Annotated in this window: 17 protein-coding genes; 13 read left to right on the top strand and 4 right to left on the bottom strand. The window is 63.5% G+C overall.

Features of this window, described 5'->3' with window-relative positions:
- Nucleotides 1–131: 131 nt before the first annotated feature.
- From NKI18_RS17335 to NKI18_RS17325, 3 genes are read left to right on the top strand one after another with little or no spacing between them, the layout of a single operon-like run.
- Nucleotides 132–404, top strand: a complete 273-nt coding sequence (locus tag NKI18_RS17335) for a hypothetical protein (RefSeq protein ID WP_352569409.1) — start codon at nucleotides 132–134, stop codon at nucleotides 402–404.
- Nucleotides 398–3,577, top strand: coding sequence for an efflux RND transporter permease subunit (locus NKI18_RS17330; protein WP_352615187.1), 3,180 nt, complete (start codon nucleotides 398–400; stop codon nucleotides 3,575–3,577). The genes NKI18_RS17335 and NKI18_RS17330 overlap by 7 nt, the downstream gene beginning before the upstream one ends.
- A gap of 16 nt (nucleotides 3,578–3,593) precedes the next feature.
- Nucleotides 3,594–4,748, top strand: a complete 1,155-nt coding sequence (locus NKI18_RS17325; RefSeq protein ID WP_352615185.1) for an efflux RND transporter periplasmic adaptor subunit — start codon at nucleotides 3,594–3,596, stop codon at nucleotides 4,746–4,748.
- Nucleotides 4,749–5,058: 310 nt separating this feature from the next.
- Here NKI18_RS17325 and NKI18_RS17320 read toward each other — a convergent pair whose 3' ends face one another.
- Complete coding sequence (locus tag NKI18_RS17320; protein WP_352615183.1) at nucleotides 5,059–5,532, bottom strand: cupin domain-containing protein; 474 nt, start codon at nucleotides 5,530–5,532, stop codon at nucleotides 5,059–5,061.
- Nucleotides 5,519–6,139, bottom strand: coding sequence for a TetR/AcrR family transcriptional regulator (locus tag NKI18_RS17315; RefSeq protein WP_352455172.1), 621 nt, complete (start codon nucleotides 6,137–6,139; stop codon nucleotides 5,519–5,521). Before NKI18_RS17315 ends, NKI18_RS17320 begins: the two co-directional genes overlap by 14 nt.
- A 251-nt stretch (nucleotides 6,140–6,390) precedes the next feature.
- On the opposite strand from NKI18_RS17315, the gene NKI18_RS17310 reads away from it, so the two are divergent.
- The 4 genes from NKI18_RS17310 to NKI18_RS17295 all read left to right on the top strand — a co-directional run bounded on the left by NKI18_RS17310 (nucleotide 6,391) and on the right by NKI18_RS17295 (nucleotide 11,323).
- Entirely contained in the window at nucleotides 6,391–7,116 is a 726-nt protein-coding gene (locus NKI18_RS17310) for a GntR family transcriptional regulator (protein ID WP_352615180.1), read from the top strand.
- A gap of 50 nt (nucleotides 7,117–7,166) precedes the next feature.
- Nucleotides 7,167–8,273 (top strand): mandelate racemase/muconate lactonizing enzyme family protein, encoded by a 1,107-nt coding sequence (locus NKI18_RS17305; RefSeq protein WP_352615178.1) that lies wholly within the window; start codon nucleotides 7,167–7,169, stop codon nucleotides 8,271–8,273.
- Nucleotides 8,274–8,486: 213 nt separating this feature from the next.
- Nucleotides 8,487–9,809, top strand: coding sequence for an NAD(P)H-dependent oxidoreductase (locus NKI18_RS17300; RefSeq protein ID WP_352569398.1), 1,323 nt, complete (start codon nucleotides 8,487–8,489; stop codon nucleotides 9,807–9,809).
- Between the two features lie 20 nt (nucleotides 9,810–9,829).
- The gene (locus tag NKI18_RS17295) at nucleotides 9,830–11,323 is read left to right on the top strand and encodes a xylulokinase (protein ID WP_352455176.1); all 1,494 of its coding nucleotides are present in this window, start codon (nucleotides 9,830–9,832) and stop codon (nucleotides 11,321–11,323) included.
- Here the strand turns inward: NKI18_RS17295 and NKI18_RS17290 are convergent.
- Complete coding sequence (locus NKI18_RS17290; protein ID WP_031211026.1) at nucleotides 11,320–12,282, bottom strand: sugar-binding transcriptional regulator; 963 nt, start codon at nucleotides 12,280–12,282, stop codon at nucleotides 11,320–11,322. The genes NKI18_RS17295 and NKI18_RS17290 overlap by 4 nt on opposite strands.
- Before the next feature lie 308 nt (nucleotides 12,283–12,590).
- Between NKI18_RS17290 and NKI18_RS17285 the strand changes: the two genes are divergently transcribed.
- From NKI18_RS17285 to NKI18_RS17265, 5 genes are all read left to right on the top strand, one after another.
- Nucleotides 12,591–13,574, top strand: coding sequence for an ABC transporter permease (locus NKI18_RS17285; protein WP_502900714.1), 984 nt, complete (start codon nucleotides 12,591–12,593; stop codon nucleotides 13,572–13,574).
- 150 nt (nucleotides 13,575–13,724) lie between these two features.
- On the top strand, nucleotides 13,725–14,663 hold the full coding sequence (locus tag NKI18_RS17280) for a sugar ABC transporter substrate-binding protein (RefSeq protein ID WP_023674026.1): 939 nt from the start codon (nucleotides 13,725–13,727) through the stop codon (nucleotides 14,661–14,663).
- A 33-nt stretch (nucleotides 14,664–14,696) separates the two neighbouring features.
- A complete protein-coding gene (locus tag NKI18_RS17275) occupies nucleotides 14,697–16,205 on the top strand; it encodes a sugar ABC transporter ATP-binding protein (protein ID WP_352455178.1) in 1,509 nt (502 codons plus the stop codon).
- Between the two features lie 127 nt (nucleotides 16,206–16,332).
- Nucleotides 16,333–17,097, top strand: coding sequence for an SDR family oxidoreductase (locus tag NKI18_RS17270; protein WP_352615173.1), 765 nt, complete (start codon nucleotides 16,333–16,335; stop codon nucleotides 17,095–17,097).
- An 8-nt stretch (nucleotides 17,098–17,105) separates the two neighbouring features.
- The gene (locus NKI18_RS17265) at nucleotides 17,106–17,891 is read left to right on the top strand and encodes an SDR family oxidoreductase (protein WP_352615171.1); all 786 of its coding nucleotides are present in this window, start codon (nucleotides 17,106–17,108) and stop codon (nucleotides 17,889–17,891) included.
- Between the two features lie 56 nt (nucleotides 17,892–17,947).
- Here NKI18_RS17265 and NKI18_RS17260 read toward each other — a convergent pair whose 3' ends face one another.
- The gene (locus tag NKI18_RS17260; RefSeq protein WP_352615307.1) at nucleotides 17,948–19,024 is read right to left on the bottom strand and encodes a D-alanine--D-alanine ligase family protein; all 1,077 of its coding nucleotides are present in this window, start codon (nucleotides 19,022–19,024) and stop codon (nucleotides 17,948–17,950) included.
- Nucleotides 19,025–19,585: 561 nt separating this feature from the next.
- Between NKI18_RS17260 and NKI18_RS17255 the strand changes: the two genes are divergently transcribed.
- A complete protein-coding gene (locus tag NKI18_RS17255; RefSeq protein WP_352590144.1) occupies nucleotides 19,586–20,557 on the top strand; it encodes an ABC transporter substrate-binding protein in 972 nt (323 codons plus the stop codon).
- Nucleotides 20,558–20,627: the final 70 nt, after the last annotated feature.

Genomic DNA, 20,627 nt, shown 5'->3' with positions numbered 1-20,627 from the left:
TCGCAAGTGCCGGCCATCAGCCCTGCCCCGATCGGCAAGGGGACGAACCGCACCTCACGGCCTCGGCCGGCGAGCAAGAAAACACCAGATCCGCGGCTTGCCGCGGATACCAAAAACCAGGAGCCGCTTCGATGTCGCAGCGCAATGATCTGACGATCGATGAAGTCGTAAGGGATCCGATGATCCGCATGCTGATGAGGGCCGACCGCGTCGACCCGCGGTCCTTCGAGGCGATGCTGCGTGCGCTGGCGGACGAACAGGCCGAGCGCCGCAATGCGCCGCGCCGCCTTGAAGATTTCGGCTTTCTCGAAGATTCCGGCTCAACACGCAGCCGGCGGCTTTCCAGGGTAGCCAGGGCGTTTGGCCGGGCCAGAGCATCGGGCGAGGCGTGCATATCATGGTAAACTTCTTCATTCATCGTCCGATCTTTGCGTCGGCTATCGCCATCATCATGGTGCTCGCCGGAGCGATCTGTTATTTCCTCCTGCCCGTCTCGCAGTTTCCCGACATCACGCCGCCCCAGGTCGTGGTCAGCGCCCATTACCCGGGCGCCAGCGCGCAGGTCGTCGCCGACACGGTGACGACGCCGCTCGAACAGCAGATCAACGGCGTCCAGGGGATGACCTATATGTCGTCGTCGAGCTCCAATGACGGCTCCTCGACGATCACCATCACCTTCGACGTCGGCTACGATCTGAGCACGGCGGCCGTCGACGTCCAGAACCGCGTTTCGCAGGCGGCTTCCTCGTTGCCGGCCATCGTCAATCAGGGCGGCGTGACGATCAAGAAGCAGAACCCGAACTTCGTCCTGATCGTCGACCTCACCTCGCCGGACGGTTCCGTCAACCCGGTCGCGCTGAGCAATCTCGCCTATCTGCAGGTGGTCGATCCGCTGAAGCGCCTGCCCGGCGTCGGCGACGTGCAGATCTTCGGCGAGCGGCGCTATTCGATGCGCATCTGGCTCGACCCCGACAAGCTCGCCAATCTCGGCATTACTGCCGTCGACGTGCAGAACGCCGTCGCCGAGCAGAACGTCCAGGTGGCGGCCGGCAAGATCGGGCAGTCGCCGGCTCCGGCCGGCACCGCCTTCGAGATGCAGGTCAACGCCGTCGGCAGGCTGAGCGATCCCAAGGAGTTCGGCGACATCGTCGTGCGGGCCAATACCGCCAACGGCTCACTGGTCAGGCTGCGCGACGTTGCGCGCATCGAGCTCGGTGCGCTGCAATATTCGTCGTCGGCCTTCTTCGGCAAGGACCCGACGGTGGTGCTCGCGGTCTACCAGATGCCGGGGTCCAACGCGCTCGATCTGCAGCAGCGCGTCAAGGACAAGATGCAGGAGCTGTCGGCCCGTTTCCCGAAGGGCGTCAGCTATGCCATGCATTACGATACGACACGTTTCGTTTCGGCCTCAATGCACGACGTGCTGATCACGCTCGGCGAAGCGCTGGTCCTGGTCGTCGCCGTGGTGTTCATCTTCCTGCAAAGCTGGCGCACCACGATCATCCCGACGATCGCAATTCCGGTGTCGCTGGTGGCGACGCTGGCCGTCATGCACATGCTTGGCTTCTCACTGAACATGCTCAGCCTGCTCGGCATGGTGCTGGCGATCGGCCTCGTCGTCGACGACGCCATCGTCGTCGTCGAGAATGTCGAACGCCAACTTGAGGCCGGCCTCAAACCGCTGGCTGCCACGCGAACGGCGATGGCCGAGGTCACTGGCCCGATCATCGCCACGACCGCCGTGCTGATGGCTGTGTTCGTGCCGGTCGCCTTCATTCCCGGCGTGTCCGGCCGGCTCTACAACCAGTTCGCCCTGACGGTGGCGATCTCCTTCGGCATCTCGGCCTTCGTCTCGCTGACGCTTACCCCGTCGCTCAGCGCGGCCTTCCTGCGCCACCGGCCGGAAACACAGTTCGTGCTGTTCCGCTGGTTCAACATGGGCTTCGAACGGCTGGCGCATGCCTATGCGAATGGGGTCCGTATTCTCATCCGCCTGCGCTGGATCATGCTCGGCGTGTTCGCGGCCGGACTTGTCGCGACCTATTTCGTCTGGCAGCGCCTGCCCTCGACCTTCCTTCCGGTCGAGGACCAGGGCTATTTCTTCGTCGTCATCCAGCTCCCCGACGGGGCCTCGCTGGAACGCACCGACGCGGTGGCGCAAAAGGCACGCGACATCCTGCAAAACACGCCCGGCGTCGACATCGTCGGCTCGATCAGCGGCTTGAACTTCCTGACCAGTGCCGCGCAGTCGAATTCGGCGGTCGAATTCGCTATCCTGAAGCCATGGGACGAACGCGGCCCCGATCAGAGCGCGTCTAAGCTCGTCGCCGACGTGCGCAACAAGCTGCTGCAAATTCCGGAGGCTTTTGCGCTGAGCTTCGACCCGCCGTCGATCCCGGGCATCGGCACCACCGGTGGCTTCGAGTTCCAGGTCGAGGACCTGACCGGGCGCGGCAGCGTGGCGCTCAACGATGCGACGCAAGCCGTGATTGCCGAGGCGCGCAAGCAGCCGGAGCTCAACCCGCAGCAATTGTTCTCGTCCTTCTCGACCTCGACGCCGCAGTTCAACTACGATCTCGATCGCGCCAAGGCGAAGCTGCTCGGGCTCAACCTGCCGGACGTGTTCAATACGCTGCAGATCTATCTCGGCTCGCTCTATGTGAACGATTTCAACCTGTTCGGCCGCACCTTCCGGGTGACGATACAGGCCGACAAGGACTCTCGCGCCGGTCCGGCCGACATATCGCGGCTCTATGTCCGCAATGCGTCGGGTGGCATGGTGCCGCTGAGCACGCTGGGCAAGCTTGTGCCCGTCGTCGGCCCCGAGACCGTGCCACATTACAACAACAATGCGTCGGCCCTGATCAACGGCGGCGCCGCCCCCGGCTTTTCGTCCGGCCAGGCGGTGGCGGCGATGGAACGTGCCGCTGCCACGGCATTGCCGAGAGATTTCGGCTACGAATGGACCGGCATCACCTATCAGGAGCTCAAGGCGGGATCGATCGCATCCGTCGTCTTTGGTCTCGCCATCGTCTTCGTCTTCCTGATCCTCGCCGCGCAATATGAGAGCTGGGCGATGCCGTTCATGGTGCTGCTGGCGGTGCCGCTCGCACTGTTCGGTGCATTCGTCGTGCTGTGGCTGCGCGGCATGCAGATCGACGTCTATTCGCAGATCGGCTTCGTCATGCTGATCGGACTGGCGGCCAAGAACGCGATTCTGATCGTCGAGTTTGCCCGGCGCCGGCGCGAAGAAGGCCTCAGCATCGTCGACGCCGCAATGGAAGCGGCGCGGCTGCGGCTGCGGCCGATCCTGATGACAGCCTTCGCCTTCATCCTCGGCGTGCTGCCGCTGATGTTCGCCACGGGTGCGGGTGCGGCGAGCCGGCAGTCGATCGGCACCACCGTCTTTGGCGGCATGGTCGCGGCGACGATCCTGTCGCTGGTGTTCGTGCCGGTCTTCTATGCGGTGATCGAGCAGCTGCGCGAGCGCCGCAGCGAGAGCGAACCGGTTTCCGAAGCGACCGAACAACCAACTGCCGAACCCGCCTTCGAGCCATTGGCCGAAGCGGCCGAATAGGACTGGAGAATTGATCATGCGTAAATGGAAAATCGCGCTGGGAACGGCCGTCGCCCTTGGGGCGATTTCGGTGGCGAGCGTTCACCTGCTCGACATGGGCAGCCTCAGCCTCAACGCGGGCACAGCCGGGGCGGCGACACCCAAGCCGGAAGCCTTTGTCATGCCGGTGCCGGTGGTGAGCGTCGTCAAGAAGACGATCCCGATCTATCTCGACTACGCCGCCCGGGTGGAGCCGATCCGCAGCATCACGCTGCAGGCGCGCGTGCCGGGCTATCTGCAAGAGCAGGTCGCCACCGACGGCAGCGACGTTGCGAAGGGCGACCTTCTCTACAAGATCGCGCCGGAGGATTTCCAGGCTGCCCTCGAGCAGGCGAAGGCGCAGGTCCAGCGCGACACGGCAACGCTCGACTATGCGCGCTCCAATCTCGGGCGAGGCAGCGAGCTCGCCAAGAGCGGCTATCTCGCCAAGGACGTGTTCGACCAGCGCACCAGCACCTTGCGCGGGGCACAGGCCTCGCTCGCCGTGAATCAAGCCGCCGTACGGACCGCCGAGCTCAATTTGAGCTATACCGAAATCCGTGCCCCGTTCGCGGGACGCATCGGACGCAGCCAAGCATCCGTTGGAACGCTGGTCAGCGTCGCCGGCACGGTGCTCAATTCGCTGGTGCAACTCGATCCGATCTACGTCACCTTCAATCCGAGCGAAACGGACCTGGCCCAGATCGAGGAGGCCCGCGCCGCAGGACCGATCAGCGTCGACGTCCTGCTTCCCGGTGAAACGGAACCGCGCCAGAAGGGCGATCTTACCTTCATAGACAACACGATCGATCGCTCGACCGGCACGATCACGGCACGGGCGACGGTCGGTAACGGCAAGTTCACGCTGCTCCCCGGGCAGTATGTCCGCGTCCGGCTGCACGTCAAAGAGCAGCCCGATGCGCTGATGGTACCGCAGACGGCACTCGGCTCAGGCCAGCTCGGCAAATACCTCTATGTCGTCGGCAAGGACAACACGGTCGACCAGCGTATCGTTTCGCTCGGACCGACCAATGGCGATCAGGTCGCCATCTTGAGCGGTGTGGCCGAAGGCGACCGGGTGATTACCGGCAATCTGCAGAAGATCGGCCCGGGAATGCCGATCTCGCCGCTGCCCGAGAAACCGGCCACCTGATAACCCCCATCAGGTTCCGGTCCCGCGGCGCCCTCGGCTCCCACGCCAAGGGCGCCGTTTTTGCTGATGTTTTCGACACGGCCGATTCAAGCCGTAGTGCGAACGGCGGCTCTGGCGACGATGGCAGCATAGAGGCGCTCTCCAACTGTGAAGGCAGTGTGTGGATCAGCAAACGAGACGTCCATCCAGCCGACGGCTTGTCGCGGCTATCGCGCGAACGCCCGCTTCGACCTGGAGGGATGGACTGCTGGATTTAGGCGGCATAAGGCACCGTCTTCCAGGTCAAATCCTGGCGCAACGGTTTCGCCGGTCAGGCCGCGTGCAGGATCCGGATCCCGTGGCGTCCGGTAAGCTCGATCACGCGGTTAATCATGCCAGCGGTCGGCGGGCCGGAGGGCGCGTCCTTGGATGCAGCCTCTTCGAAGAATGCGATCATCTCGTCGTCGACGATCGCCATGAAAATAACCGGCACGGGACCAGCATTGCGATAGCCATGGGGCGCGTTGCCCGGAATGGTGACGACATCACCGGGTTCCACCTCATATTCTTGCGCGACCCCATCGATCATTGTCCATATCGTGAGGGTGCCCTCGAGAATGCGGAAAATTTCCGCGGAAGGATGCGTGTGGGGCGGCGTGCCGCTTCCAGGAGGTACCGTGACGTCGATCACGTTGAGTGCCGTCCCAGCGAGCTTTGCCCGGACAGCGACCTGATCGCCCATCACCCAGAAGCCTTGAACCGAATCGGCCGGATGGACCGTCGCTTTGGTCTTATGCCAAGTCACTTGCTTTTTCCTTTCGAACAGCGCCTTGCTGCGATTTTGCCGCATTGAGCAAGGCGCGAATTGCCCAGGCGGCTGCCTCTCCGGCCTCACGGCCGGTAAGACCCCAGTAGTCTTTCATCGTCTGCCAGGCAGTGGCGCTGAACAGGAGCTGGATCACGGCCTCAAGCTGGCGCGCCGCCTTCGGGTCCATTCCGTTTGCGACTTGCGAAAGGCTGCTCTGAAAGGCACGTTGCCGCTCACCATTGGCTTGCAGGCGCATCTCGCGCCCGGTAGCGCTCGCATGCGAGGCTCTGACTACGCCTTCGATTGCGTCCAACGAGGCGAAAAGGTCGGGAGGAAGATCGATCAGATCCTGCTCCCGCTCAGGCCAGAACCGCACTCCCAGCGAGGCATTGGTGCTGGCCCAAAAGGCTTCCAAAAGCGCTTCCTTCGTCGGGAAATGGCGGAAGATGGTCCGTCGGTTTACGCCCGAAACCTCGGCAACCTCATCGAAGCCAAGGAGGCTGTACGGATTTTGCTCCAGAATCGTTCGAATGGACGCGAGGATGCGCTCGCGCGTGGCCTGCGCCTGCTCTGCCCGCAGCGGGCTCTCGTATTTCTGAGTCATCGTTTGTGAATTCATGTCACGGCTAGTGACACAAACCTTCCCAGTCGTCAATGGACATTGCGAAGGCTACGCACCAGGCCGTTTCCCGCTGCGAGAAGCCAGCTGACGCTCAGCGGCCGGGACCTGGTCGGCTTGCATGGTCAGGCTGGCTGAGGCCGGAAGAGCGCCAATGTCTCCAGGATCGAGAATCCAGCTCTTGTTAGATTGTCGACAATCTGCTTGTCTTGCTTTCGGTTCCCTGGAGCAGCCGAATGGCAAAGCTGGATTTCAGTCCGATCGCGGATACGACACGCAGGGCCGAGATCGTGGGGCTGCTCCGGCGGGCGATCCTGACCGGCCGGTTGGAACCGGGGCAGAAGCTCAACGAACTCAGGATTTCCGAGCAGATGCGGGTGAGCCGCGCGCCGCTGCGCGAGGCAATGCGCGAGCTGGTGCAGGAAGGCATCCTGACCAGCATCCCCTACGCCGGAACCTTCGTCATCAACGTCACCGCCAAGGACATCGACGACGCCTATTCGCTCAACAAGGTGCTCGACGAGTTCGCCATCGAGCGGACCTGGCCGCTTCGCGACCAGCGCTTCTTCGACGAGCTCGACCGGCGCCATGCGGCGGTGAAGCAGGCGACGCGCGAACTGGACACGACGCGGCAGATCGAAACGGCGCTGCAACTGCATGGCCTGATCCATGAATGGGCCGATAATTCGGTGCTCCTGGAAACCTGGCAGCGGCTGACCAGCCGGCTGCAGATGTATTTCGCGCTGCACCAGCGGGCGCGCAACGAGCCGGTGCCTGCCGAAGATGCTCACGAGACCTATGTGCGGCTGCTCAAGGGCACCGACATGCCCGCCGCCCAGCGCCATGCCAAGGAGCATATCGATTTGGATTTCGAGGAACTGCTCGCCTATGCGCGCGGGCTGGAACAGCGCGGCTCAAAGGGCGCCGGCGCCGATCGTGCCGGCCGACCTAGAGGCGGCTGAGCCCGACAAATTTGACGGATATCCCGGAACACACACAACGGACAGAAAACGTGCAGATCAAAACCATCAAGGCCTACCATGTCGTGCAGCCCTTCGTGGACGGGCCCTACCGCATGTCCAAGGGGCGTGTCGCCGATGCGTTCGACGCGGTGATCGTCGCCATCACCGCCGACAGCGGCCTCACCGGCTGGGGCGAGATGGCGCCGCTCGGTAATTTTTACTCCCCCGCCTTCGCTGCAGGTACTCGCGCCGGCGTCATCGAAATCGCGCCGCATCTCATCGGCCATGATCCACGCGGGCTTGCCAGTATCAACAGGCTGATGGACACGGTGTTCAAGGGCCATCCCTACATCAAGTCGGCGCTCGATATGGCATGCTCGGATCTCGCGGCGCGCGCCGCCGACGTGCCGCTGGTCACGTTGCTTGGCGGCCGCGAGAGCGAGACGGCGGAACTCTACAAGGTCGTCACCCACGGCACGGTCGACGCGATGGCCGCACTCGCCAAGCGCATCGTCAAGGACGGCTTTCATCGGCTGCAAGTCAAGGTCGGCGGCAACGTCCATGACGACATCGAACGCGTCACAGCCGTTGCCGCCGCGGTGCCGAAGGGCACCGTCATCTTCTGCGACGCCAATGCCGGCTGGACGCCTTACCAGGCGCGCCAGTTCGTGGATGCGACGCGCACCATCGACTACACGTTCGAGCAGCCCTGCACGACGGTCGACGAATGCCTGTCGGTGCGCCGCTCGCTCGACAAGCCGATGGTGCTCGACGAATCCGTCGCCTCGTTGGACGATATGCTCGACATCCACCGCAAGGGCGCGGCCGACGGGCTGACGCTGAAGATCTCGCGCCTCGGCGGCATTACCAAGACGCGCCAGATCCGCGACCTTGCCGTCGACCTCGGCTTCATGATCACGGTCGAGGACACCGGCGGCGCCGAGATCGACACATCAGCCATGGCGCATCTGTCGCTGTCGACGCCGGAGGAGCGCCGGCTGCATGCCATCGCCTTTCACGAATGGGTGACAGTGCGCACCGCATCCAACATGCCGCCGGTTTCGGGAAGCCGTATGGGCATTCCGGATGGGCCGGGCCTCGGCATCGATGTCGTTCCCGGCCTGCTTGGTGCGCCCTTCTTCGAAATCGGCAGCTGAGCTGCAATAAGGCTGCACCCAATCAACCTGAATATGCCGCGTCCTTCTGACTGCGGAGGCACGGCCGTGTGGATGACCGCTCATCCAATCGTCTTCGGCCGATTGCAGAGCGACAATGCCCAATTGCCGGTTGAAATATTTTTCGTTTGCAAATAGAAATGTTCAAAACGTTGATTTGGACGCTGCGGCGCGTCAGGAACTGGAGGAAGCGACATGTCCCATCCGCAATTTGCAGCGGAACTTCTGCAGCGCGCTGAACAGCAGGGGCCGATCACCATCGGGCTTGCCGGCGCCGGACAGATGGGCACCGACATCGTCGTCCAGGTCGCGCTGATGCCGGGCATGCGGATCGGCGCCATTTCCGAAGTCAGGCCGCAGGCAGCGATCGACGCGGCGCTGCTCGCTGGCCATGACCGTTCCGACATCGTGCAGGCCGGCAATGCGGCCGCGATCGACCGCGCCATCGAGGCCGGCAAGATCGCAGTGACCGAAGACTTGCATGCGCTGGCGGCGGCCGGCCGGATCGACGTCATCATCGACGCGACGGGCAATCCCAATATCGGCACGCTGTTCGCGCTGGAAGTGATGAAGAACGGCAAGCACATCGTCATGCTCAATGTCGAGGCCGACATCACCATCGGCCGTTTCCTCAAGGACGAAGCGCGTAAGGCTGGCGTCGTCTATACCGGTGCGGCCGGCGACGAGCCGGCCTGCACGCTGGAGATCATCGGCTTTGCCAAGAGCCTCGGCTTCAACATCATCGCCGCCGGCAAGGGCAAGAACAATCCGCTGAAGATCGACGCCATGCCGGCCGACTACGAGAAGGAGGCGGCCGAGCGCAACATGAATGCGCGCATGCTGGTCGAATTCGTCGACGGCTCGAAGACGGCGATCGAGATGGTGGCGATCGCCAATGCGACCGGCCTGGTGCCCGATGTGCCGGGCATGCACGGCCCGACCGCGACGCTGGAGGAACTGGCCAGCGTGCTTTGCCCGCGCGAGGATGGCGGCGTGCTGCATCGCAAGGGCGTGGTCGATTACTCGATCGGCAAGGGTGTGGCGCCCGGCGTGTTCTGCATCATCGAGACCCGGCATCCGCGTGTGCTGGAGCGCATGATCGACCTCAAGGTCGGCAAAGGCCCCTATTTCACGATCTTCCGGCCCTATCATCTGACCAGCCTGGAAGTGCCGCTGTCGGCGGCGCGCGCGGTGGTCTACAAGCGGGCCGACATGGAGCCGCTCGACCATCCTGTGGCCGAGGCGGTGGCGGTCGCCAAGAGCGATCTTGGCGTTGGCCAGTCGCTCGGCATGATCGGCGAGAATGACTACCGCGGCTTCGCCATGACCTGGGGGGATGCGCGCGCCCGCGGCGCCCTGCCGCTCGGCCTTGCCGAACGCGCCAAGGTGGTCAAACCGCTCAAGACCGGCGACTTCCTGACCTATGAAAATTGTGTACCCGACGATTCGATGGTGATAACCCAGATCCGCCGCCGTCTCGACCAGTCGGACGGACGGTTCGTTACAAACGCAGCCTGACCCCGCCGGATCTCCGCCTGATGGACGATGTCGTAATCGGGATCGACGCCTCGACCACGGCCGTGAAGGCGATTGCCTTCGCGCGCGACGGCGAGGAGCTGTTCCAGGCGCGCGAGCCGTACCCGCTTTCAAATCCGAAGCCCGGCCATTTCGAGCAGGACGCCGAACAGTGGTGGACGGCGCTGCTTGGCGCATTGAAGCAGGTCACCGAGGCGGTCGGCGCTACGCGGGTGGCGGCGATCTGCATCGCTCACCAGCGAGAGACCTTCACGCTGGTGGACAGCGCCGGCAAAGCACTCATGCCGGCGATCCTGTGGCTCGACGAACGCGCCCGGCCGCAGGTTATCAGGCTTTCGGCCGAACTCGGCCGCGAGGCGATCCGCGACTGGAGCGGCAAGCCGCCGGACCCGACGCCGGCGCTCTACGCCATTGCCTGGCTTGCCGAGCACCAGCCGCAAGTGCTTCGCCAGGCAGCGGCACTGGTCGACGTGCACGGTTTCTTCGTCCAGCGGCTGACCGGGCGATTGGTCACCAGCACCGCAAGTGCGGATCCGCTCGGGCTGCTCGACGTCGAGAAAGGTACCTGGCATCCCCGCCTCGTTGCGGCCGCCGGACTGCAGATGGAGCAATTGCCCGAGCTGGTCGCGCCAGGCGTGGTCTGCGGCAGTCTTTCCGCAAGCATAGCGCAGCTGACCGGCCTGAGGGCCGGCACGCCGGTCGTTGCCGGCGCTGGGGACGGCCAGGCGATGGGCCTCGGCATGGGCGTCTACGGCGAGGGCAAGAGCTATCTCTCGCTCGGCTCCGGCGTGGTCAGCGGCTGCTATTCCGGCAAGGTGAAAACCTCGGACGCCTTTCGTACGCTGGTCTCGCCGACCGGCTCCGGTTTCATGCTGGAGACCGTGCTGCGCTCGGGCATGCAGCTGGTCGACTGGATCGTGCGAACCACCGGTTCGCCCTCGGCGGCAGCGCTGGAGAAAGTGGCGCTGGATGTTGCCGCGGGCAGCGAGGGCCTGCTCATCATGCCCTATTGGGCCGGCGTCATGAGCCCGTATTGGGACGGTGCGGCGCGCGGCGCCATTGTCGGCCTATCGCTCGATCACCGGCCGGAGCATCTCTTCCGCGCTGTCCTGGAAGGCATCGCCTTCGAGCAGGCCGTCGCCACCGAGGCCATGGAAGCCCAGGCCGGCGGACCGGCGGCGATGATTGCCGCCGGCGGCGGCACCAATTGCGCGCTGCTAATGCAGATCATGGCAAGCGTGCTCGAGCGGCCGCTCTCGGTTTCGCCGGTCAACGAAGCCGCCGCACTCGGCGCTGCCATGCTGGCGGCAGCGGCTGTCGGCTGGTTTGCCTCGCCGGAAGCCGCAGCAGAGGTAATGGCTGCCGCTCCCACCAGGCATGTCGATCCGGTCGACGGGCTTGTCGCCGCCTATCGCAGCCGCAAGGAAATCTACCGCGACCTTTATCAGGCGACGCGCGACATCCACACCCGCCTCAGCGCTCTCGGCGAAATCTAGCGGTTGAGCAGGCCCTTGGCCGCGTCTTCGTCGGTGATCAGAACCGATACCTTGGTGTTGGCGAGCGCAGCCCGCATTACCGCTACCTTCTCGCTGCCTCCCGACACCAGGATGATGCTCGGGATATCCGACAGATCCTGCAGCGGATAGGCGCAGACGCGGCGGTTGACCTCGTGGTCGACCGGGCGGCCCTCGGCGTCGATGAAATGACACAGAATATCGCCGACGGCACCGGCCGCCTGCAATTCCTCGAGTTCGCTTGGCTTGATGAAGCCGTAATTGGCGATCGGGCTGTCGTTGGAAAACGAGCCGACGCTGAGCACGGCGATGTTTGCCCGGCGTGCACGGAAGACGACGTCCTGAACGCTGCGCTGGCTCATGAATGCGTCGCGCTGCTCCGGCCTGTCGGCATAGACCGGCACCGGCAGCAGGAAGCACTCCGCACCGATCTTTTCGGCGAAATCCCAGGCGCTTTCTGTCGGGTTGAGCGGCTGGGCATGGGTGAGGCCGCCAAGCATCGAAACCACCGTCGTCCTGGCGATGGGCCGCCGCGGCAATTCATTGATGGCGAATTTCAGTGTCCGCCCCCAGCCCAGTGCGATGACATCGCCGGCATTCACATGGTCGGCCAGGTAGGCGGCGGCGGCGTGGCCGATCATCAGCGGCGCGTTGCTTCGGTCGGCCGCCGACGGCACCACAACTGCCTGGCTGAGCCCGAACCGCTGCTTGAGGCTTTCCTCCAAAATCACGCATTCGACGACGCTGTCGCGGATGCGAAACTGGACGACACCCTCTTCGCGGGCGGCGGAGAGAATGCGATGCACCTTGATGCGGCCGACGCCGAGAATTTCGGAAATCCGCTCCTGTGTAAGACCCTCGACATAATAGTGCCAGGCGGCGCGGGCCTTGAGTTCGGCGTCGGGGAAGCGCGAGGCTCTTTCGTTCTCTACGATCGTCATCTGATTGCCTTGCCGCAGCCGCCGGCTCTGCTCATGATATTCCAATCCGGCGACTTCGAAATGCCCAAGATTTCGGAGACCTTGCGTAAGGCAAACCGGCGGACAGCGCAAACCCGTCGTCGAATGAAGCGGCAGGCCTTGACAATTTTCCGACGAACAGTTTAGCTGAACAAAATTGCATGTTAAAGATAAATTGTTCACAGGGAGGGGCCTGGTGAACAAAGTGGCCCGGTGATGCAGCGCCGGATTGCTGTGGAGGAGACAAAGTGGCTGTGAGCAACGACGCAAGCAATTTGAAGGCAGGCGAGTTGAAGGCAGGCTCTGGCGCGCAGGCTACGGCGGGCGCAAGGTTTTCAGCTGTCTTTGCCGGAACCATGGGTCCGCTGATCGGGCTGGTTCTGCTGTGCCTGGCGCTCTCGCTGACCACCGACACCTTCCTGACCATCCGCAACATCCTCAACGTGCTCGACCAGGTCACTGTGCTCGGCATCATGGCGATCGGCATGACGCTGGTCATCCTGATCGGCGGCATCGACCTGTCCGTCGGCTCGGTGCTGGCGCTGGCTTCCATGGTGATGGGCTTCGTCGCCCATCCGGACTATCTCAATCTCGGCCTGCCCGCCGGCATCGCCGCGGCCCTCGTCGTCGCCGGTCTTTGCGGCCTGGTTTCGGGCCTGCTGGTCACGGTCACCAAGCTGCCGCCCTTCATCGCCACGTTGGCGATGATGTCGGTGGCGCGCGGCCTCGCCAACATGATCACCGACGGCTCGCAGATCGTCGGCTTTTCCGACTGGTTCACCAGCCTGTCGATAATCCGCCATTTCGGCTTCCTCTCGGTCACCGTCGGGCTGATGATCGTGCTTGCCGTCATTTTCGCGATCTTCCTGAATTATCGCGCTACCGGCCGTAGTCTGTACGCAATCGGCGGCAGCGCCGAAGTCGCCCGGCTGTCCGGCATACCAGTCAAGTCGCTGACAAACTGGGTCTATGCGATCTGCGCCGTGCTGGCCGGTCTCGCCGGCATCGTGCTTGCCGCCCGGCTCGATTCCGTCCAGCCGAGCTCCGGCCTTGGCTACGAACTCGACACGATCGCGGCGGTGGTGATCGGCGGCGCCAGCCTGTCGGGCGGCGTCGGTTCGATCGGCGGCACAGCCATCGGCGTCCTCATCATCGGCGTGCTGCGCAACGGGCTGAACCTGCTCGGTGTCTCGCCCTTCATCCAGCAAGTGGTTATCGGCGTGGTGATCGCGCTGGCGGTGGCCACCGACACCTGGCGGCGCCGAGCACAATGAAGAATGGGGCACAATCAAGAATTGGGCTCAATGAGATTCACCCGGATATTCGGGCGAAAACGGATCGGTGATCCGAAACTGGGAGTTGTTCGGCCAAGGGGCGCCGCGATGCGCGGGCAGGACAGATTGAACATCAACGGAGGAATAAACATGCTGACCAAACGTTCATTGCTGCTTGCCGCCGCGGCCGTCATCCCGCTGCTTGGCCTTTCCGACATGGCCTCGGCCAAGGAGGCCAAGAAGCTCGGCCTCGCCGTCGCCAATCTGCAGGCCGACTTCTTCAACCAGATCAAGCAGTCCGTCGAAGCCTACGGCAAGGAAAAGGGGATCGAGGTCGTCACCGTCGACGCCAAGGGCGATTCGGCGACCCAGGTCAGCCAGGTGCAGGACCTGATCACGCAGAACATCGATGCGCTGATCTATATTCCAGCCGGCGCCACCGCCGCCACCGTGCCGACCAAGACCGCCAAGGCTGCCGGCATCCCAGTCGTCAATGTCGACCGCAACGCCGATGGCGCGCCCGGCGATACCTTCATCGCAACCAACAGCGTGGCATCGGCCAAGGCGGTTTGCGACTACATCGCCAAGCAGGCCGGCGGCAAGGGCGAGCTGATCATCATCCACGGCCAGAAGGGCACGACGCCCGAAGTCGACCGCTCGAAGGGCTGCGGCGAAGCGCTGAAAGGCTATCCCGACATCAAGGTTGTCGGAGAATTGTGGAGCGAAGGCTGGCATCAGGACGAAGGCTTCAAGCTGACGCAGGATCTGTTGCAGTCGCACCCCGACGTGTCGATCGTCATCGGCCAGGCCGACGCGCTGGCGCTCGGTGCGGCGCAGGCCGTCAAGGTCGCCAATCCCGGCCACAAGGTCTGGGTTGCCGGCTTCGACGGCGACGTGGCGGCGCTCAAGGCACTGAAGGACGGCGTCTTCGACGTGACCGCGACGCAGCAGACCCAGGGCATGGGCCGGCTCGCCGTCGATGCAGCAATCAAGCTGGTGGCCGGCGAGACCATTCCCGCCGAACAGCTGCAGGATGCGACGCTGACCACCAAGGACAATGTCGAGCAGTTCATCGCCAAGCATCCCTGATTGAGACCAGTCCGGCAATCGACGAGCGCAACGATGTCCACCGATCCTCGCCACACGCACAGCCCCCATAACGGGCTCGTCGTCAGCGGCCTCTGCAAAAGCTACGGGCCGGTGCAGGTCCTGGCCGATGCGAGCTTCGAGGTGCGGCCGGGCGAGGTCGTGGCGCTGCTTGGCGAAAACGGCGCCGGCAAGTCGACTGTCTCGAACATCATCGCCGGGTCGACGAAACCCGATGCCGGCACCATCACCTGGCGGGGGAACGCTTATTCCCCCGCCAATCCTGCCGCGGCGATCGACGCCGGCATCGGCATGATCCACCAGGAGCTGAAGCTCTTGCCCGATCTGTCGGTCGCCGAAAACGTCTATGTCGGGCGCCTGCCGATGCGTGGCGGCCGCATCGACCGCGCGGCAATGAATGCACGGGCATCGGCCCAGTTGAAGCGCCTCGGCCTCGATGTCTCGCCCGAGCGCAAGGTGCGCACGCTGCGTATCGCCGCCCAGCAGCAGGTCGAGATCGCCAAGGCGCTGACGCTCAATGCCGAGCTGCTGATCTTCGACGAACCAACGGCAGCCCTTGGCGGCGAGGAAACGGAGCTCCTGTTCCAGCAGATCCGCAAGCTCAAGGCGGAAGGCATGTCCTTCATCTATATCAGCCACCGGCTGGACGAGATCGCCCAGATCGCCGATCGCGTGGTGGTGATGCGCGACGGGCGCATCGTCGCCCGGCACGAGCGCGCCGACATTCCGGTGCGCACTGTCGTCGAGCAAATGGTCGGCCGCAGTGTCGAGCGGATGTTCCCTACGGTATCGGCGCCGGGCAACGACACGCTGCTCGAGGTCGAGAACCTGTCCTCGCCGGAACGCAGCTTTCAAAATGTCAGCTTTTCAGTGCGGGCCGGCGAAATCCTCGGCATTGCCGGGCTGATCGGCGCCGGACGCACGGAGCTGGTGCGGGCGATCGCCGGTGCCGATCCGATCTCATCGGGATCGGTGCGCGTCGCCGGCAAGCCGGTGCATCTCAATGGCCCGGCGGCGGCGATCAAGGCCGGCGTCGTCCTGGTACCGGAAGACCGCAAGGCGCAGGGCGTGGTGCTCGACCAGACGATCGGCGAGAACCTGGCGATCGGCAATTTCGACCATGTCGCGCCGAATGGCTGGGTGTTCCCGAAGGCGGTGCAGAAATTCGCCGAGGCCGGCATTCGCCGGCTCGGCGTCAAGGGCCGGCCGAACCAGGCGGTCAGCAAGCTCTCCGGCGGCAACCAGCAGAAAGTGATCATCGCCAAATGGGTGTCGCGCCCGCCCAAGGTATTCATCCTGGACGAGCCGACGCGCGGCATCGACGTCGGTGCACGCGCCGCGATCTATGATGTCATCGCCGACCTTGCCCGCTCCGGCATGGCGGTGGTGGTGGTGAGCTCCGACCTCGAGGAAGTTCTCGGCCTGTCGCATCGCGTGCTGGTGCTGAGCCGCGGCCGGCAACGCGGCATTCTCGACCGCAGCGAAGCAAGCAATATCGCCGTGATGGAACTCGCCACGAGCTAGGAACAGCCCATCGAAACAAAGCGCAGCAGGTGGTATCCTCCCGGGCACCAGACCGCGCGGGGCGCCAGCAACAGAGTTGGCGCCCCTTTATTTCCGGAGGACGGCGGTTGGAGCAGAGGGACCGACGATGAAATTATTCGACCTTCATGGTGACGTGGCACTTGTGACAGGCGCCGGCAGCGGCATCGGGCAGGCAATCGCCATTGGGCTGGCCGAGGCCGGCGCCGACATAGCCTGCTTCGGCCACGCCTCGAAAGGCGGGCTGGAGGAGACCGCGCACCGGATCACGGCACTCGGCCGCAAGGCGCTGGTGCTGAACGGCACAGTGACTTCAGAGGCCGATCTCGCGGCCGCGATCGAGCGTACGGAGATGGAACTCGGCGCGTTGACCATCGCCGTCAACAATGCCGGCGTCGCCGGAGCTGAGCCGGCAGAGACGCTGTCGCTGGAGACATGGCAGAAGCTCTATGACGTCAATGTCAGCGGCGTATTCCTGTCCTGCCAAGCCGAGGCCCACGCCATGCTGACGCGGCGCAAGGGCTCGATCATCAACATCGCGTCGATGTCGGGCTCGATCGTCAATCGCGGCCTGACCCAGGCGCATTACAATTCGTCGAAGGCCGCGGTGATCCACATGTCGAAGAGCCTCGCCATGGAATGGGCTGATCGCGGCCTGCGCGTCAATGTCGTCAGCCCCGGCTACACGCTGACGCCGATGAACAAGCGGCCGGAGGTCGCCGACCAGGTCAGGATCTTTGAGCGCGACACGCCGATGGGCCGCATGGCGGCGCCGGAAGAGATGGTCGGCCCGACCGTGTTCCTGGCCAGCCGCGCCTCGAGTTTCGTCACCGGCATCGACCTGATCGTCGATGGCGGCTTCGTCTGCTGGTAGGAGAAAAGATGCAGAAGCGATTCCTGGGAAAAACGGCGGTCATCACCGGCGCCAGCGGCGGCATTGGCGCGGCAATGGCCAGGCGCTTCGCGGCGGAAGGTGCCGCGGTCGTCGTCAGCGCCATCGACCCGCGCGTCGAAGAGGTCGCCGCCGATCTCAAGGCTACGGGCGCCAGGGTCGCGTCGCTGCGCATGGACGTGACCAAAAAGGACGAGGTCGTCGCCCTCTATGACCTGGCCGAGCAACAGTTCGGCCGTGTCGACATCTCCGTACAGAATGCCGGTGTCATCACAATCGCCAGGATAGAGGCGATGACCGAGGCCGAATGGGACAAGGTGATGGCGGTCAACACCAAGGGCGTGTTCCTGTGCTGCCAGGAGGCGATCACGCGCATCCGCAAGCATGGCGATGGCGGCCGGCTGATCAACACCGCATCCGGCCAGGCGCGGCAGGGCTTTATCTACACGCCGCATTATGCGGCGTCGAAATTCGGCGTCGTCGGCGTCACCCAGAGCCTGGCCAAGGAAGTGGCGAAGGAGAAGATCACCGTCAACGCGATCTGCCCCGGCATCATCGACACCGACATGTGGGCCTATAACGATGCCGCATGGGGCAAGTTGATGGGCGACTACAAGCCCGGCGAGCTGATGGCCGAATGGGTGAAGAACATCCCGATGGGCCGCGCCGGCAGCGGCGAGGACGTCTCCGGCCTGGTCAGCTTTCTCGCCAGCGACGATGCGGCCTACATCACCGGCCAGACCATCAATGTCGATGGCGGCCTGATCATGTCGTGAGAAACGACGCACGCCAACGCACTATCCGCTGGGATATGAAAGCCCCGTCGCTGCGTTCAGGCTGCTCGGGCGGCCCGTGCCAATCCATGCTCCACGAGCCGGTCGATGATTTCGGAATAGCTGACGCCGCTCGCCGCCATTGCCTTGGAATACATGCTGATATCGGTGAAGCCGGGGATGGTGTTGATTTCATTGACCAGGAATTGCATGTCCGGTGTCAGGAAAAAGTCGACGCGCGCCATCCCGTCACAGCCGACGGCTCTGAAAGCCCTTGCGGCCACGGCCCGCATGGCTGCCTCGACCTCTGGCGGCAGATCGGCCGGCACTTTAAGTGCCGCGCCGTTCTCGTCGATGTATTTGGCATCGTAGCTGTAGAAATCGTGGCTTTCGGCCGGCACGATCTCGCCTGGCCGCGAGACGAACAGGTCGCCTGCCGGGTCCTCCAACACGCTATATTCGATCTCGCGCCCACGAACGAATTCCTCGGCCAACAGCTTGCAATCGTGCCGGAAGGCTTCAGCAAGCGCTCCATCGAATTCCTGGCTGGCATGGACTTTTCTGACGCCGACAGACGATCCCTGACGCGCCGGTTTGATGAAGAACGGCAGGCCGAGTTCGCTTTCCAGTATGGCGAGGACAGGCGCCGCTCCTTCATGGATCGTCACTGAGCGCGCGATTGGCAGCCCCGCCGCTTCCAGGAGCCGTTTGGCGATGTCCTTGTCCAGCGCGGTTGCCGAACCCAGGATGCTGCAGCCGGCGAGCGGCACCCGAGCCACCTCCGCCATCCCCTGCACCGAGCCGTCTTCGCCATGAGGGCCGTGCAGTACGGGAAACAGGATGTCGATCTTCGGCAGGTCATAGGGCGTGCCGTCGGCCGGGATCGCCATCATCCGTCCGTGCCCGCCCGGAACCAGGCAAACTTCCAAACCGCCCGCAGGCTTTGCGAGCGTACCATCCTGGAAGCTGCTCAGCAGCCACTGTCCTTCGCGCGTGACGAAGATTGGGACGGCATCGTATTTGGCGGGCAGCAGCGCACGCATGACATTGGTTGCTGAAAGCACCGAAACGTCATGCTCGGCGGAACGTCCGCCAAAGAGCACGGCAATGCGCAGTCTGTTCAAGGAAGAGGTCATGAAAGCCTCGGATATGATCTGGTGTTGAAAGGTCACAAGCCGGCGGCGATCCCGCGGTTGGCGAAGAAGTAAGGCATTTTGGTCTGCGGCATTGTATCGGTACCCTGTCCTCGCGGCTCGCATACGGGATGACCGGCAACCTTGGCTTTTTTCGAACCGATCTGCGGGTCCATGTAAAAAGACGGGCCGTGAAATTGGCGCCGGCGTTATTCGTTGCGCGACGTGAACGTTGGTATATATAATTTCATCCCATGAAAGTGGCTCTGGGCGAGTTGCCGAGCCAACAGCCGAGATCATGGGACTTTGATGGTTTGCCCCTCAAGACCGGCGATCGATCCGTGGATGACTGCTTCGGCAGCAATCCTTCGGCAGTCATGACGCGGCCGGTCCCGCCACATCTTCACCAATTTTGGCACCACCCCCGTTTTGCGCCGGCATCCGCTTCGGCAGCATTGTGGCGCCTGCGGCCTTGCGCAACGACCAGCTTTTCCAACACAATCAAAAAAGACGCAAGAAGGGAACTAACGATAACGTCCACCAGAGCTTGACAGGAGAACAAGCATGTCACTTCGGAGCATGATTTCGAATTTCTCAATGGGAGCCTTAACACTTGCCGCAGCCGCACTGACATCTTCGGCCTATGCGGCAGCGCCGGAATCCAACGACCCGATCAAGATCGCATTGTTCGATTGGACCAGCGTCAATCTGAACGCCAAGATACTCGGCGGCATCCTCGAAAAGCTCGGCTACACCGTCGAATATCCGACCGCCGACTATCTCTCCAGCCTGACCACCGGCCTGACCAATGGCGACATCGATGTCGGCATGGAGTTCTGGGACACGACTGCCGGCGAAGCGATGAAGGCCTCGGACGCGACGGGGCAGACCGAACGCCTCGGCAAGCTCGGACCCAAGGCCAAGGAAGAATGGTGGTTTCCCGAATATATGAAAGAGAAATGCCCCGGCCTGCCGAACTGGGAAGCGCTGAAAGATCCGAAATGCGCCGAGGCCTTTTCGACGGCCGAAACCACACCGAAGGGGCGCTATCTCGGCGGCCCGGTGACATGGGAAGGTTTTGACGACGAACGCGTCGAGGCGCTGAAACTGCCCTTCACCGTCATCCATGCCGGCACCGATGCGGCGATGTTCGCCGAACTGGACTCGGCCTATCAGCGCAAGGCGCCGATCATGCTGTGGATCTATTCGCCGCATTGGGCGCCGGCCAAATACAAGGGCGAATGGGTCGAATTCCCCGACTATACGACAGAGTGCTACACCGACCCGAAATGGGGTGTGAACCCCGACGCGAAATATGACTGCGGCAAGCCGCATGGCGAGATCTGGAAATATTCCTGGGCCGGCATGAAGGACAAATGGCCTGTCGCCTACAAGGTCGCGAAAAACTACACGGTCGACACCGACGAGCTCAACAAGATGAGCGGCGAGATCGATCTCGAAGGCAAGACGCCGGAAGACGTCGCCGCCGCCTGGATCGCCGCCCACGAAGCCGACTGGAAAGCCTGGGCCGAGTGACCGTCTGACTGGAAATCCGACGACCCGGCCATCCGTGGCCGGGTCTCGATCCCGTGTTCCAGAAGGACGA

It is taken from the genome of Mesorhizobium sp. M0800, assembly GCF_040320095.1.
In the GTDB taxonomy this organism is placed as follows: domain Bacteria; phylum Pseudomonadota; class Alphaproteobacteria; order Rhizobiales; family Rhizobiaceae; genus Mesorhizobium.
Note: the sequence above shows the minus strand (reverse complement) of the source record. Positions and strands in the feature narration are given on the sequence as shown.

Excerpts from the sequence above, each read along its gene's own strand:
- NKI18_RS17335 (WP_352569409.1), top strand. The coding sequence starts at position 132 with ATGTCGCAGCGCAATGATCTGACGATCGATGAAGTCGTAAGGGATCCG.
- NKI18_RS17330 (WP_352615187.1), top strand. The coding sequence starts at position 398 with ATGGTAAACTTCTTCATTCATCGTCCGATCTTTGCGTCGGCTATCGCC.
- NKI18_RS17325 (WP_352615185.1), top strand. The coding sequence starts at position 3,594 with ATGCGTAAATGGAAAATCGCGCTGGGAACGGCCGTCGCCCTTGGGGCG.
- NKI18_RS17315 (WP_352455172.1), bottom strand. The coding sequence starts at position 6,139 with ATGACTCAGAAATACGAGAGCCCGCTGCGGGCAGAGCAGGCGCAGGCC.
- NKI18_RS17310 (WP_352615180.1), top strand. The coding sequence starts at position 6,391 with ATGGCAAAGCTGGATTTCAGTCCGATCGCGGATACGACACGCAGGGCC.
- NKI18_RS17300 (WP_352569398.1), top strand. The coding sequence starts at position 8,487 with ATGTCCCATCCGCAATTTGCAGCGGAACTTCTGCAGCGCGCTGAACAG.
- NKI18_RS17295 (WP_352455176.1), top strand. The coding sequence starts at position 9,830 with ATGGACGATGTCGTAATCGGGATCGACGCCTCGACCACGGCCGTGAAG.
- NKI18_RS17290 (WP_031211026.1), bottom strand. The coding sequence starts at position 12,282 with ATGACGATCGTAGAGAACGAAAGAGCCTCGCGCTTCCCCGACGCCGAA.
- NKI18_RS17280 (WP_023674026.1), top strand. The coding sequence starts at position 13,725 with ATGCTGACCAAACGTTCATTGCTGCTTGCCGCCGCGGCCGTCATCCCG.
- NKI18_RS17275 (WP_352455178.1), top strand. The coding sequence starts at position 14,697 with ATGTCCACCGATCCTCGCCACACGCACAGCCCCCATAACGGGCTCGTC.
- NKI18_RS17270 (WP_352615173.1), top strand. The coding sequence starts at position 16,333 with ATGAAATTATTCGACCTTCATGGTGACGTGGCACTTGTGACAGGCGCC.
- NKI18_RS17265 (WP_352615171.1), top strand. The coding sequence starts at position 17,106 with ATGCAGAAGCGATTCCTGGGAAAAACGGCGGTCATCACCGGCGCCAGC.
- NKI18_RS17260 (WP_352615307.1), bottom strand. The coding sequence starts at position 19,024 with ATGACCTCTTCCTTGAACAGACTGCGCATTGCCGTGCTCTTTGGCGGA.
- NKI18_RS17255 (WP_352590144.1), top strand. The coding sequence starts at position 19,586 with ATGTCACTTCGGAGCATGATTTCGAATTTCTCAATGGGAGCCTTAACA.